This window comes from Desulfoluna butyratoxydans, from assembly GCF_900699765.1.
GTDB classification, from domain to species: Bacteria; Desulfobacterota; Desulfobacteria; order Desulfobacterales; family Desulfolunaceae; genus Desulfoluna; species Desulfoluna butyratoxydans.
Genome location: NZ_CAADHO010000001.1, coordinates 134,424 through 148,655 on the forward strand (window position 1 = coordinate 134,424; position 14,232 = coordinate 148,655).

Genomic DNA, 14,232 nt, shown 5'->3' on the forward strand with positions numbered 1-14,232 from the left:
CAATGCATGGCGGGAAGGCTGCGGTTTACGCCGCCTCCCCGCCCTTTGGTATCACGCCTTGCCCTTCATGGCCGCCATCACCTGTTTCTGGGCTTCCCTCTCCTCCCCTTTCAGGTCGAAAAAGCAACGCACACCCTTCGGATTGAAGCAGCCGTTGCAGGCCACACAGGCGGCTTTGGACCGGTCCCCCTGCCGCCAGCGTTTTACCAGGCCCGGCTCACGGATCAGGGGGCGACACAGGGAAACGGCCTCAATGCCCTCCCCTGCCAAGGCCGCCTCAATGGCCTCGATGCGGCGAAAGCCCCCCACACTGATCACCGGTGCCGACACCTCGGCGGCCAGCGCCTTCCCTGCCTCAAGGTGATAGGATTCATGCTTCATGGGCCTGCAGGGCGTCCAGGCCCCGGCAAAGGTTCCCCCGCTCAATTCGATGGCGTCGATGCCCCCTGCGTCCAGGGCCTTGGCCGCCACAAGCATTCCCCCGAAGGTCAACCCCTCCCCCCTGGTTTCAAAATCATCGCAATTGAGCTTGACCCAGACCGGGTAGGCTGGGCCGCAGACCCCCTTGATCTCCCGCAGGATGTCCGAAAGGATGCGGGCGTTTTTCTCGGGGCTCCCGCCGTAAGCATCTGTCCGCCGGTTGTACACAGGGCTTAAAAACCGGCTCAACAGGTACCCGTGGGCGGCGTGGAGCTGAACCCCGTCAAACCCTGCGCGCTTTGCCCTCAAAGCGGCCTCTCCGAACTCCGCCACCAGGGTCTCGATCTGCCCTGCGGAAAAAGGTGTGGGCAGAATCCCGCTGACAGGATCCACAACAGCCGACGGGGCAAAGACCTCTCCTGACGGAGCGCCGTGCAGCTGGGACCCCACATGGGCCAGTTGCGCCACCACGCGCCCGCCGTTCCCATGCACGGCGTCCGTCAGGGCCCTCAGCGCAGAAAGGTCTGCGTCCGAGCCCATGGACACCGTCCGGGCAGAGGGGTTGTCTGAGGAGGCAAAACAGAGGTAACCCGTGATTATCAGCCCCACCTCCCCTTTGGCCAGGCCGGTGTACATCTCGGTCATGGCCGGGCTGACCCTGCCCCCTTCATCGGCCATGGACTCATAGGTGGCCGACCTGAACACCCTGTTTTTCACCTCGATACCGCCTACCGTTCCTTGTTGAAATACCTTCATGCTTATCGTCTCCTTTGTGTTTCCGGCCTTAACATTAGACCGGTCGTCTATTAATTAAACATAAAAAGTCTTCGCCTGCCTTCTATGGGGCCTTCGACTCGGGCTTCGCCCGACATAGGCAGAATCCCGCTGACAGGATCCACAACAGCAGACGGGGCAAAGACCTCTCCTGACGGAGCGCCGTGCAGCTGGGACCCCACATGGGCCAGTTGCGCCACCACGCGACCGCCGTGCCCATGCACGGCGTCCGTCAGGGCCCTCAGCGCAGAAAGGTCTGCGTCCGGGCCCATGGACACCGTCCGGGCAGAGGGGTTGTCCGTAGAGGCAAAACAGACATAGCCCGTGATGATCAGCCCCACCTCCCCTTTGGCCAGGCCGGTGTACATCTCGGTCATGGCCGGGCTGACACGCCCCCCTTCATCGGCCATGGACTCATAGGTGGCCGACCTGAACACCCTGTTTTTCACCTCGATACCGCCTACCGTTCCTTGTTGAAATACCTTCATGCTTATCGTCTCCTTTGTGTTTCCGGCCTTAAAATTAGACCGGTCGTCTATTAAATAAACATAAAAAGCCTACGCCTGCCTTCTATGCGGGCTGGCTCACACGCTTCGACGCAACAGGATACCTTGCCGCTACGTGTCCATTATGGATTTAACCGCTCTGCCACAGGCAGTCCTGTAAATGTACAAAACACAGATTTGACAAACAGCTCATACGATAACGTGTGAATGAATGTCGTTTTAAAGGCGGATGTGATTTGACCCGAGGAACGAGGGGCAAAACGCATCCGCAACCAGCTTTCAAGGTGGCACACCTTGCCGCAGGAGGCAGGCTTATTGCGCACCTTAACCATGGAAGGCATCGCTTTTATGCGCTTCATTCCTGTGAGGTGCCTTATGCCTTGGCGGGCCGAAACAACCGGTCCAACAGGGCATCCATGACCCGGGACAGATGCTCTGCGTCTCCGCCGATCTTCATCCCGAGGAGAGCCCCCTGCCAGGTGCTCCAGAAGATATCCGCAAGGGCCCGGGCGCTCAGGTCCTCCCGAAACAGGTGCCGTTGCTGGGCCTCCTCGATCAAGGCCACCACCTGCTCCCGGAACATCCCGGTCCCGCGCTGCATGGCATCCCGGCAGGGGCCGTCCGCGTCGCCAATCTCGGCGGCGAGGTTTCCCACAAGACAGCCCCTGAAGCCATGGGCTTCCGAGGCCTTGAAAGAGAGCCCATACACACAGCGGAGTCCTTCCACGGGATCGTCACCGGCGGCCTCCAGGCAGGCGTCCACCGAGGCCTTCATCCCCAGGCAGTAGCGGGCGATGACCTCGGCCACGAACTCTTCCTTGCTCTTGAAATAGTTATAAAAGGAGCCTTTGGGCACACGGGCTGTATCCAGGATTCCCTTGAGACCTGTCCCATGGTATCCGTGCTCCGCTATCATTGCCATGCCAAGCTCAAGGAGAGCCTCTCTGGTGTGTTCGCTTTTTCGTGGTCGTGACATACCTTAGTGTATTATGACCGATCGTCTACGAATGCAAGTTTTTTTCCTTGCCCGCACATCAGCCCTTCTTTTTAGTCTGTCCTAACTTTTTTCATGATCATTATATTTTTTCTCTTGACCACATAAATTCATCTCTATATAGTAGACCCTACAGATGAGCCACTCCCCCGGCTTCATCTGGAGGCCACCCCAGCTTTCGGCAACATTGGAAATAACGGGGATACCGGTCTCGACATATGATAATCCACGGAGGCTCCCTATCCTCCGGTCGATTATAGCCATTGCTTGGCAAAATGCTTCCTTTCTCACCCTATAAAAAAAGGCTCGCCATCCCGGCGGGCCTTTTTTTTATTCCAGTCTGATTCCCCTGACCCGGATATTTCATAAAAAAACAGCCAACCCAAAGGAAAATGATGTTATTTCGGATGGCTACAATAAAAACGCCAGCTATTTTGAAAATGCAAAATGTAAATCGACGTTTGCTGTTTGATTTTTTCACCCTTCGGGCGAGCCGAGTGCACCCATCTTCTGCGTTATCAGAGCTTTTATAAAACCACGACGTCTGCGGCTCTGATGCCTTGAATATGGGCGCACTCGACTCGTGAAATATCCGGACCAAGACGAGATCTTCACCCCATAAAACCGGGGACACACCACCGGCTCGAAAATCAGAACCAGAACCATGAAAATGACCAGGGCCATGGTCCCACATGATGCCTGCCCAGCCGTGGGATCACCAGGCCAAGTCAGGTGGTGGCCGAGGTGAGTTGGGTGGACCGCAAGTCCTGGCAGGCGGCGCCACGATGGCTCGGAATGACCGGTCAGTTAGCCCGGATACGGCACATGTCGAGAGTTTTCATATGCAAGGTATCCCGAGCCATGACGGCCAGCCTGTTTTTAGGCAGACCTAACTTTTTTTGATTCGTATTATATTTTTCCTTGACCCTATACAAATATCTCTATACTGTGAAGCACATCAGATGGGACCATTCCCCCGGTCCTGGCTGAAGGCTCTCCCCCAAACTGTCCCAAGAGTCGGGGGTGCCGATACTCCACATGATAATCCATCGGAGGATCCCTGTCCTCCGATAGATTATAGCCATAGCTTAGCAAACGCTTCCTTTCTCTCACCCAAATAAAAAAGGCCCGCCATCCCGGCGGGCCTTTTTTATTCCAGCCTGTATCCCTTGCGTTTACATCTTCACGCCGTAAAACCGGGAGTACATCACCGGTACGAAAATCAGGGTGAGTACCGTGGAGAAAAGCAGACCAAAGAGAATGGAGATGGCCATGGGCTCCCACATGATGCCGCCGCCCAGCCACAGGGGCAACAGGCCCAGGGAGGTGGTGGCCGTGGTGAGGAGGATGGGCCGGAAGCGCTGGCAGGCGGCATCCACGATGGCCTGGGCCGGTTCCTTCTTCAGCTCCTCCTCTTCAATACGGATGCGGTCCAAAAGCACAATGGCATTGTTGATGACGATCCCCGCAAGGGAGATCACCCCCAGAAACGCCATGAACCCGAAATAGGAGCCGGTGATGAGCATGCCGATGATGACCCCGATGAGCCCCAAGGGGATGGTCAGCAAAATGATCAGGGGCTTTTTAAGGGAGTTGAACTGCCAGATCAGCAGCAACACGATGATCACTCCGGACCAGGGGAGTTTTTCCACCACAGCGCCCATGGCATCGGAGCTGCCTTCGGCGTCGCCGCCCAGCTCGTAGCGGGTGCCTGCAGGCCACCCGGCGGAGGCCTCATCCAGCCAGGGGGTGATGGCCTTGAACACGGAGCTTGCCGTGGTGTCTCCCCTGACGTCGCAGGTGATGGTCTGGGTGACGTTCAAGTCCCTTCTCAGGATCTTGCCGGACTGCCACTCGGTGGAGATCTCCGCCACCTGGGTGAGGGGGATGCTCTTGCCCGTGCTGCGGGAGGTGATGGAGAGGCCCTCGATCTCCTCCACGGAAAGGGTCCCCGAACGGTTCTCCCGCATGATGATGGGAATGGCGTCCTCCCCTTCCCGGTAGGATCCGGTGCTGGAGCCTGAAAGCTCCGTTTCCAGGGCCACGGCAATGTCCTGGTTGGTCAGGCCCGCCATCTGGGACTTGATGGGGTCCACCTTCACCACCAGTTTTTTGGAGAGCAGGCCCCAGTCGTCGGAGATGTTGGTTGCCCCGGGGATCCTGGCCAGCTCCGCCTTCACCGTTTCGGCGATGCGGTAGAGGGTTTCGGCCTCCCTTCCGATGATACGAACCTCCACGGGGTCGGCCGAGCCCCCGCCGCTCACCAGCCGCGAGACCTTGTACTTGGCATCCGGCCAGGTGGCGAGGAAATAGGCCTCCAGGGCTTCGATCACCGGGGTGCTGGCCTCATCCGAAGTGGTGTTGATGAGGATATGGGCGTTGTTGGGGCTGGCCTCCGGGGCCACGTATCCCAGGTCGTATTTCGGGGCGCCCTCCCCCGTATAGGTGGACCAGCTCACCACCCCTTCCCCCCCCTTGTCGTCCGGGGCCATGTTCTTCTGGATGAAATTGTTCACCCCGCTGACGATCTCCTGGGTCCTCTGGATATCCGTTCCCATGGGAAGCTCCACATTCACCGTCACCAGGGGCCGGTCGCTGGGGGGCATAAAGATAAAGGGAATGAACCGGAACATGCCCATGCAGACCACAAAAATCGTCACGATCCCCCCGATGGTCAGCCAGGGTCGCCTGAGCGCAAGCTCAAGGGCTGTTCGGTAGCGCCCGGCAAACCGGGTGAACAGGGTCTCTTTTTCTTCCCCGGTGGTCACCCGGATGGCCTTGATGCACAGCAGGGCCACCATGGAGAGGGTAAGCAGCCAGGAACAGATCAGGGCAATGGTAAGCACCACAAAGATCTGCCCCATGATCTCCCCCATCACCGACTCGGCCAGCCAGAAGGCCATAAAGGCCGCAGACGTGGTCAGGGAAGAGGTCAGCAGGGGCACGGTAAGCTCCTTGGCCGAATCCACGGCCGCATCCACCGGGGAATCCCCCCCTTCCATCTTCACCATGATGGACTCGCTCATGACAATGGCGTTGTCCACCAGCATGCCCAGGGCAATGATCAGGGAGGCAAGGGAGACCTTGTTCAGGCCCACGCCCGCAAAGCTCATGAGCAGAAGGGTCGTCACCATGGTGGCCGGGATAAGGGACGCCACCACCAGGCCGGTGCGCAGGCCCAGGAAGGCCAGCATGGTCAAAAGCACGATGACCACGGCCTGCACCAGGTTGCTGGTGAAATCGTTCACGGACTTTGCCACCACCGTGTCCTGGGAGGCCACCCGGAAAATCTCCACCCCGTAAGGGAGGTCCGCAAGCAGCTCGGCCACCTTGGCGTCCACCTGGCTGCCCAAAGAGAGGATGTTGCCCCCCTTCATGAGGTTCACGCCGATGGCCAGGCCTTCCCGACCGTTGATCTTGACGATGCTCTCCCTGGGGTCGGTGTACCCCCGGGTGATATCCGCGATATCCCCAAGCTTCAGGACACGCCCGCCGCTGGACGCCACCACGATCTCGGAGAGGTCCTCCAGCGACTGGAAGTTACCGGTGGGCTCCAAGATGATGCGCCGCCCGTCGGCCAGGATGTCCCCCCCGGGAACCACGATGTTGGTGGCCGAGATGATCTCCTGGAGCTTGTTCTTGGAGAGCCCCACGGCGGCAAGCCGTTCATTGGAAAAGGAGACGTAGATCCGCTCCTCCTGGGCCCCCTGGATCTCCACCTTGGCCGAGGCCGGGAGCTTGATCAGCTCATCGCGCACATCATCGGCCAGGTCACTGAGTTCTGCCGGGGTGTAGCCGTCGGCAATGATCCCCAGGATAATCCCGAACACATCCCCCAACTCATCGTCCACCCGTACATGGGACCCGTCGGGCAGGTCCGGCTCCACGGCCTCCACCTTGCGCCGGATGCGATCAAAAATCGGCTGCAGGTCCGTGGTGGACTCCAGGAGGTTGATGTTGATGATGGAGATGCCGGTGCGGGACTCGCTGGTGATGTAATCCACCTCAGGGACTTCCTGCACGGCTTTTTCGATGCGGTCGCTGATAAGGTTCACCACCCGCTCGGGGGAGGCCCCGGGGTAGGTGGTGACCACGTTGATTGTCCGGATGAGGAACGGAGGCATATCATCCCGGGGAAGGCTCTTGAAAATCGTGACCCCGGACAGGAAAAGCAGCCCCAGAACGGTATACACCAGCACGCTGTTTTTAATGGCAAATCTTGTAATCATGGTCCATATCCTGCTGCCCGCACCCAATGGGGGACGGGCCAAGGGGTTAGTCGGAAAGCAGCTTCACTTTTTTGCCGTCGGTGAGAAACAAGACGCCCGTTGTCACCACCTTCTCGCCGCCCTTGAGGCCGCTTAAGATTTCGAACCCGTCGGACATCATCCGTCCCACGGTGACCTGAATCTTGGTCACCGTGCCTTCCCCTTCACCGGTCTTCTCAACGGTGTAGACGTAGTGGCCCGCATAGTCTTTGGCCACGGCGTGGACCGGCACCAGCAGGGCGGGAACCGCCCCTTCCCGCTTAAACCGGAAAACCACGGAGGCCGGCATGCCGGGCCGGATGTCCGCCCGGGCCCCTTCCATGACCAGGGTCACGGGGTAGGTATGGGTCTCGGAATCCGACTCAAAGGCCACCTCGGTGACCCGGCCGCCGAACCTTTTGTCCGGCATGGCGGGATAGACAATGTCTGCGGTCTGGCCCTGGCTGATCTGGGCAATCCAGAGCTCGGGGATCCCCGCCTCCACCTCAATGGAGTCACCGGCCTGCACCACGGCCACCACCTGGCCGGAGGAGACGTTCTCATTGGCTTCCACCTCCCGGGCGGTGATGATCCCGTCCATGGGAGAGGCCAGGGTGTAGTAAGTCAGCTCCCGTTTCTGGAGCCGGACCGCCCGCACGTCCACATCGTAGGCTGCCGATGCGTTGGCATAGGTATCCCGGGCCTTTTCGTACTCGCTGACGGACACGTTGTTGTTCTCGTACAGGGCCTTTGTGCGCTGAAGGTTGGATTTGGCGTTGTCACTCTGGATGCGGGATTTTTCCAGGTCCACCAGGGCCTTTTCCAGGTTGAGCCTGGCATCCCGGTTGTCCAGGGTGGCCACCACCTGTCCCCGTTTGACGCGATCCCCCACCCCTGCCTCCAGGGTCTCTACCTTGCCCCCGGTGCGAAAGCTCAGGCGCACCACCTCCCCGGCCTTGGTGATGCCGGAAAACCGCCGCTCCAGGTGGGTGGGAATCGGCGCCACCTCACGGTACTTCACCGCCCGGATCACCTCGGGTTCCTGCTGCTTATCGCCGCCGCAGCCGGTCATCGCGACCAAAAGCCCCGCAGCCACACCACATACGGCCTTCTTTTTCCATCCCATAAGGTTATCTCCCATGCTCACAGCCTCACTGGCTGCAGGTCTTGATGATATATTCTGTGTTGATACGCGGCGCCTGATCACTGATCGAACAAGGCCCGAATTCGCCCGGCAAAGGCTTCCGTTTCCACAGGATCGGAGACCAGGGTCATTTTGCCCACGGTGCGCTCAAGCTTCAAAAGCGCCCTCACCTGCTCGTAAATGGCGTTGGTGGCTTCAAGGTCCGCCGTCAACGAGGAGTTCTGGGCCTCCACCAGGTCGGTGAGGGAGGCCTTCCCCTTGGCGTAGGAATCGGCGATGAGGTCCAGGCTTTTTTTGGCGTACTCCGCCGACCTCACGGCCTGTTCCCGGTTCACATAGCGTGTGATGGTGTCCAGAAGGGCCACCCGCACGGCAAGTTCGATCTCTTTTTCGGCCTTTCGCCTCTTCTCTTCCAGCTGGGCCAGGGTCAGGCGCTCCCTGGCAAGCTCCACACGATTCTGCCCCCCGGAAAAAAGGGTCCAGGTGAGCTGCACCGAAGCGTCCCAGCGCTCTTCATGGTAAAAGAGGGTGTCATCGGATCCGGCACCACCGCGATCCATGTCCCGGACCCAGGTGCCTGCCGCGCTCACCGTGGGGACCCAGTTCTTTCTGGACAGCACCCCCGCACGGGTCTGCACCGCAGAAATATTGCTGGAAAGGGCCGACAGCTCCGGAGCGTTCTTGATGGCTTCCGCCACCAGAAACTCCAGGTACATTTCAAACCCCTCGGTGTTGGTGAGCCGCCCCTCGACACCTCTCACCAGATAGCTTCCGGCCATGAAATTATCCAGACCGGCATCCAGGGCCCGTGTCTTCTGGTCGATGGGGACCCCCATGATAAGGTTCAGGTTCCGTGAAGCCACGTTGACATTGGATCGCGCCGTGAACAGCGAGGCCCTGGCCGTTGCCAGGCGGCTCTCCCAGCTGAACACGTCACCGGAGCCTGCGTACCCGGCCTCTTCCCGCTGCTTGGCGATGACAAGGTTATTGCGGATAAGGGCCAGGTTGTCCGTCTGGACCTTCTCTTCGGTGCGCGCCTTGAGAAGATCGGTGAAGGCCACGGTGGTGTCGAACACCGTATCCAGGACCAGGGCATGCCTGCTGTCCTGTTCGGCGGCCAGCAGGTCCTTCTGGCTGGAGATGTTGCCGATGGCCTCGTCGGAATAGATCAGCTGCTCCACCACGGCGCTGCCCGAGGTGGTGCGCTCGGCCTGGGTGTTGTTGGAGGTTGCGGCCACATCCTCATCGATGTAGGTCTGGCCCCCCACCAGCTTCACGTCGGGGAGAAACGAGGTCCCGGCCAGGCGGACGGCTTCTTGGGCCTGACGGACGTCAAAGGTGTTGATGCGCAGGTCGTAGTTGGCGGCAAGGGCGCTGTTCACCGCCTCCGACAAGGTGTAAAAGGCGCCGCCCTCCTGAAGGTCTCCCACGAGCTCGGCCCCGGAGAGCATCTCAAAGGAGGGAGAAAAGCCGATGGCCCGCGCCGTCTCCATGTTGATGGTCAGGGCCACCTCAAAATCCATGTTCACGGGAAGGTTGGCCAGCCGGTCACCGCCCACCCATCCGTCGATGTTCAGGGCCACACGCCTGGCCACCCGGTTATAGGTCCCACCCGGTGACGCCGTGGCCAAAACCCCCTGGCGCACTTCCCGGAGGGTGGCACCGAAGGTGGGGATCTTCATATCGTTCAGGGCCTGGACCAGGGCAGGGCGCCCCACCTCTTCCTGGGCCCCCATGTACCCCACGTACACGGCATCCACCCCGCTGAGCTCGGCCAGCACCTCGTTGACACCTTTGTTGGACGACACAATGCGGTAACCGGACTCGGGTTTCAGGGCCTTGTCCAGCTCCCCATCTTTTTTCCGGATCACATCGGCCACCGACGGGTCAAAGACAATACCCACCTCCGAAAAGGAGGTCAGACGACGAAACAGGAGCAGGTCCTCGGTAATGGAGTGGTTGAAGTGGACATAGGTCAGATTGGCGATACCCGACCGGTCCTCCTCGCCGTGTCGGACCCCCTGGAGCACCGAATCCATGATGCCCACGGCAATCACGGGCTTGGTGTAAGGACCGGAGTCTGCGATCACCGATGAACTCACCACCCCGATGGAGACAATAAGGTCCACCTCGGGGTCAGCCACAAGTTCGCGGTAGAGGGTGCGCGCCTTGTCGGCACTCCAGTCGATGGTCCCGCCCTTGCCCTCCCCCAGGGTGTAGGTGTAGCGGGCACCGGCCAGCAGGTCCATCTCCTGATGAACGAGCTTCAGAAACCGGGCCATGTCGCCGCTCGTGTCATCGGCGATGAGCCCCAGGGTAAGGTGGCGGGGCGAGGTGGCCCAGACGGGCTGAGCCAAGCCGCACACCAGAAGCAGCACCACGATGAAGAATCTTTGTTTCACGTTATGGACTCCTTAACTTATCAAAAGGCATTCTGCTCAGTTATCGATCACATCACGAAATAACCAATGTCCCCGGACAATTCGCAATGGTTCTTGACAATGTTATGCATGATCAGGTTACCGAAATGGTGATCATCCTATCGCAACTCACCTTCCGAGGCAACGGTCACCGGCTCCCAAGGTACAGGCGAACCTCGACAATCCGGTGCATTAAAGATAAAATGACACCGTCATATGCCCGTTTCACACCGCAATGTCAACCGGGAGGAGACATCATGTCCGAAGAACAATGGAATCCGGCCTCACTCATGGAAGCCTCAGGCGCGTACTGGAAGAGCTGCACCATTCACACCGGGGTCAAACTCGGTATCTTCACCCTCATCGGAGGGGAGACCTTGACGGCCCGGCAAATCGCGGATCGGATCCACGGTGACCCCCGGGGACTCGGCATCCTTCTCAATGCCCTGTCCGCCATGGGGCTCCTTGTCAAAGACGGAGAGACCTTCACCAACCCGCCCTTTGCCCTGAAATACCTTACCCGGGAATCTCCGGACTACATGGGCCACATCCTCATGCACCACCACCACCTCGTGGCCTCCTGGGAACGGCTGGACGAGGCGGCCCTCACCGGCGGCCCGGTTCGGCATAAAAAAACAAGCCGCAGCGATGAAGAGCAGGAGAGTTTTCTTCTGGGGATGTACAACAACGCCTCCCTATCGGCTCCGGCCGTTGCCGACGCCGTGGACCTCTCCGACTGCGCCACCCTCCTGGATTTAGGGGGAGGCCCCGGCACCTACGCCATCCAGTTCTGCAAAAAGAACCCCCAGCTCAGGGCCTGGGTATACGACCTGGAAGGCACCGAGCCCTTTGCCGTCAGCATCATCGACAAGCACCTCATGGGAGACCGCGTGGGGTTTGTCCCCTTTGATTTCATCCGTCACACCTTTGACGACGCCGACCGCTTCGATGCGGCCTGGCTCTCCCATATCCTCCACGGAGAAAGCGAAGGCCAGGCTCGCTCCGTCATTGCCAAGGCCTCTTCCACCCTCCACCCCGGCGGCAAGCTCCTCATCCATGAATTCATTCTGGAAGACACCAAGGACAGCCCTCTCTTCCCGGCCCTGTTCAGCCTCAACATGCTGGCCGTCACCGACCACGGCAGGGCCTACAGTTATTCGGAACTGGGGGAGATGATGGAAAAGAGCGGGCTCACCGCCATCCGTCGCATCGACTACGGAAGCCCCAAGGGCACCGCCGTCATCGAAGGGATCAAGGCCTGACCGCTCGCGGATCGACGAACATCAGTCCCTGTTGATAAGTTTCTGGGTAAAAAGCACCGCCAGAATGGCCAGGGACTCGGCATCGAGCCAGTGGGACACATCCGAGGCAAACAAGAGGGTGCATGAGGCTGGAAACTCTTCGTCGGCATCATTGAAACGAAGGCCCATGGGGATGCGGGGAAGAAGGGAAAAGGAGGCTGACAGGTCGTAGTCCCCTGCCCCGGCGTCTTCCCTGCCGCCGAGCATGGCGCACGCATCCCTCAACCCGGGCAGGTGCCCGGCGAATCGGTGTTGAATGGGCTTCAGGGCATTGTCGGAAAAATAGACCGTCAGGGGGCCGGAGCCCTCGACCTCCCGATAGGTGATCCAGTCACCCCGAAGGGGAAGCGCCTCCGGACAGCGGAGGATGTAGTTCATCAGGACGATGCTTTCGGAAAACCCCGGTGCCTTGCCCCCGGGACCGACGACCCCGACGCGCGAGACCGACACGGAGTCGTTGAGAAAGGAAAACACCAGGGAATCGTCGTACGCCGAGGCCCCCAGACGCTCTGCCCGGCTCAGGTAGTCACACGTCTCAAGCTGCTTCAGGTACCAGCCGTAGGTCTTCTCGAACACCGTCAAGGAATCGCTCATTTCGTCTCCTCTCATCGCTGTGGGTGAGCACGGACGTTTTCCTCCGCGAAGAAAAGCACCTCCACCATACAGGCCCCTCCCGGGCGTGCACAAGTCACTTTTTTCCTGGTTCAAAATGAGGGCATGTGAAAAAGCGCAGGATTTTGGAGCGGCGTTCGTTGTATGTATAACCATGGTAACTTGAAAAACGACCAAGAACCGCATGCCGCCGGACATCGCCCAGGGCCAAGCCCCCTTGCGACGCCAGCGGCCTGCAATACATTAACCTCAATCCGCTGAACCAGGCCAAAGCCCGAGGTGACCGCTATGGAACACCCTTTAGACGAAACCCTCCACGCCTATGTGGACAACGCCCTTGACAGGCAGGGTGAAAAAGCTGTCGAGGCCCATCTCTCCCGGTGCCCGAGCTGCCGCCGGGAAGTTGATGAGCTGGCCCTTCTCTTTGACGACCTCAAGGGACTGCCCTCCCCCCCGCCGGACAGGAAGATGGTAACCCGGATCCTTCTTGCCCGACGCCGTGAGGAGGCAAGCCGCCCCGTCACCTTCAACCTCATCGGCGCTCTCTTCGGCCGCATCGGTTGGGCGGCCGTGGCCGTGGGGCTCATGGCAGGCGGACTCCTTGGGTATGCGTCCCTTACCACCCGGGGCCTTGACCGTCCCACGCAGGAGGCGGCCCACACCCTGGCCCAGGAAGACCCCTTCCTCGGGTACCTGATCAGCGACAACGGGGATGTCTTATGAACCGACGAGTTATTCTCATTCTCCTGGCGTTCTCCCTCTGCCTCAACGCCGGTTTTCTCGTGGCAGCCCTGGTGTGGCGCCCCGCTTCGGAATCCGGGGAGGTAAAGCACCCATTCCGGGCGTACACCCGTCACATGGAGCAGCTGAAAGGCCTCGACCTTCCCGAAGCGACCCTTCGGCAGGCCACGGACATGCTCGAGACCTTCATGGAAAAACGCACCAGGCTCATCGTGAAAAAACTTGATCACAAACTCGAGACCCTGGCCCGGCTTGAAAAAAACCCCGCCCTTTCCCGGGCGGATTTAGAGACGTTCCACACGGAAGAAGAGCGCATCGAAGCCGCCATCTCCGCCCTTGATTTTGAGTATTCCCTCAGTATGCGCCGCCTGCTGCCGCCGGACAAAATGGCTGTGATGTACGCCAATGCTGCTGAGCTGATTCGCCCGCACCGGGAGAGAATGGCCGCCTGGAAAAAGACGGCCCGCTAAAGCCTTGGGACACCCCGAACCATGAACCTTGGAACACCGTGGAAAGCACTGGACGATGCCGACCTGATGAGGGCCCTTGCCCTTGAAAAGGAGCGGGCATTCCGCGAGCTGGTGGAGCGCCATCAGCCCGGTCTCTACAGCTTTGCCCTGCGGTTCTGCAAGGTCCGGGAGGAGGCCGAAGACGCCGTTCAGGAGACCTTTTTGCGCCTGTTCAGAAACCGGCACCGCTTCGACACCTCGGGCAGCGTAAAGGCCTATCTCTACAAAGTCTGCCGCAACCTGCTCATCGACGCGGCCCGGAAAAAGCGCCCCGAACCCCTCAACGGCACCGTGGACATGGACCCCGGCCCTTCGGCCTTTGACACCCTGAGCCGCAAAGAGGGGCAGCACTCTCTCTCCCGTGCCCTGGACAACCTGCCGGAAAACCAGCGCACGGCCATGGTGCTGCGCCACACCCAGGAGCTCAGCTACGCGGAGATTTCCGAGGTCATGGGTCTCTCTCTCTCCGCCGTGGAATCCCTTCTGGTGAGGGCCCGGCGCAGCCTTCGCAAACGACTGCAGGCCTCGGCCGCTTAATTTTTTTCCCTTTTAAGGATCCGCATG

At 59.8% G+C, this 14,232-nt stretch carries 11 protein-coding genes; 4 read left to right on the plus strand and 7 right to left on the minus strand.

Features of this window, described 5'->3' with window-relative positions; genetic code table 11:
- Window positions 1-51 precede the first annotated feature (51 nt).
- The 6 genes from MSL71_RS00700 to MSL71_RS00725 all read right to left on the minus strand — a co-directional run bounded on the left by MSL71_RS00700 (window position 52) and on the right by MSL71_RS00725 (window position 10,487).
- Window positions 52-1,176, minus strand: a complete 1,125-nt coding sequence (locus MSL71_RS00700) for an NADH:flavin oxidoreductase (RefSeq protein WP_180136760.1) — start codon at window positions 1,174-1,176, stop codon at window positions 52-54.
- 50 nt (window positions 1,177-1,226) lie between these two features.
- Window positions 1,227-1,682 carry an oxidoreductase gene (locus MSL71_RS00705; protein WP_180136761.1) on the minus strand — a complete coding sequence of 152 codons (456 nt, stop codon included), beginning with the start codon at window positions 1,680-1,682 and terminating at the stop codon, window positions 1,227-1,229.
- Window positions 1,683-2,073: 391 nt separating this feature from the next.
- Complete coding sequence (locus MSL71_RS00710; protein ID WP_281374407.1) at window positions 2,074-2,676, minus strand: TetR/AcrR family transcriptional regulator; 603 nt, start codon at window positions 2,674-2,676, stop codon at window positions 2,074-2,076.
- 1,193 nt (window positions 2,677-3,869) lie between these two features.
- Complete coding sequence (locus tag MSL71_RS00715; protein ID WP_180136763.1) at window positions 3,870-6,923, minus strand: efflux RND transporter permease subunit; 3,054 nt, start codon at window positions 6,921-6,923, stop codon at window positions 3,870-3,872.
- 46 nt (window positions 6,924-6,969) lie between these two features.
- A complete protein-coding gene (locus MSL71_RS00720; protein ID WP_180136764.1) occupies window positions 6,970-8,067 on the minus strand; it encodes an efflux RND transporter periplasmic adaptor subunit in 1,098 nt (365 codons plus the stop codon).
- A gap of 77 nt (window positions 8,068-8,144) precedes the next feature.
- A complete protein-coding gene (locus tag MSL71_RS00725) occupies window positions 8,145-10,487 on the minus strand; it encodes a TolC family protein (protein WP_180136765.1) in 2,343 nt (780 codons plus the stop codon).
- Window positions 10,488-10,762: 275 nt separating this feature from the next.
- Between MSL71_RS00725 and MSL71_RS00730 the strand changes: the two genes are divergently transcribed.
- A complete protein-coding gene (locus MSL71_RS00730) occupies window positions 10,763-11,767 on the plus strand; it encodes a methyltransferase (protein WP_180136766.1) in 1,005 nt (334 codons plus the stop codon).
- 21 nt (window positions 11,768-11,788) lie between these two features.
- Here MSL71_RS00730 and MSL71_RS00735 read toward each other — a convergent pair whose 3' ends face one another.
- Window positions 11,789-12,400, minus strand: coding sequence for a DUF3786 domain-containing protein (locus tag MSL71_RS00735; protein WP_180136767.1), 612 nt, complete (start codon window positions 12,398-12,400; stop codon window positions 11,789-11,791).
- A gap of 306 nt (window positions 12,401-12,706) precedes the next feature.
- On the opposite strand from MSL71_RS00735, the gene MSL71_RS00740 reads away from it, so the two are divergent.
- Genes MSL71_RS00740 through MSL71_RS00750 form a run of 3 tightly spaced genes read left to right on the plus strand, consistent with a single transcriptional unit; the run spans window position 12,707 to window position 14,205 of the window.
- Window positions 12,707-13,141, plus strand: a complete 435-nt coding sequence (locus MSL71_RS00740) for an anti-sigma factor family protein (protein ID WP_180136768.1) — start codon at window positions 12,707-12,709, stop codon at window positions 13,139-13,141.
- On the plus strand, window positions 13,138-13,629 hold the full coding sequence (locus MSL71_RS00745) for a hypothetical protein (RefSeq protein ID WP_180136769.1): 492 nt from the start codon (window positions 13,138-13,140) through the stop codon (window positions 13,627-13,629). Before MSL71_RS00740 ends, MSL71_RS00745 begins: the two co-directional genes overlap by 4 nt.
- 21 nt (window positions 13,630-13,650) lie before the next feature.
- Entirely contained in the window at window positions 13,651-14,205 is a 555-nt protein-coding gene (locus tag MSL71_RS00750) for an RNA polymerase sigma factor (protein WP_180136770.1), read from the plus strand.
- The last annotated feature ends 27 nt before the right edge of the window (window positions 14,206-14,232 follow it).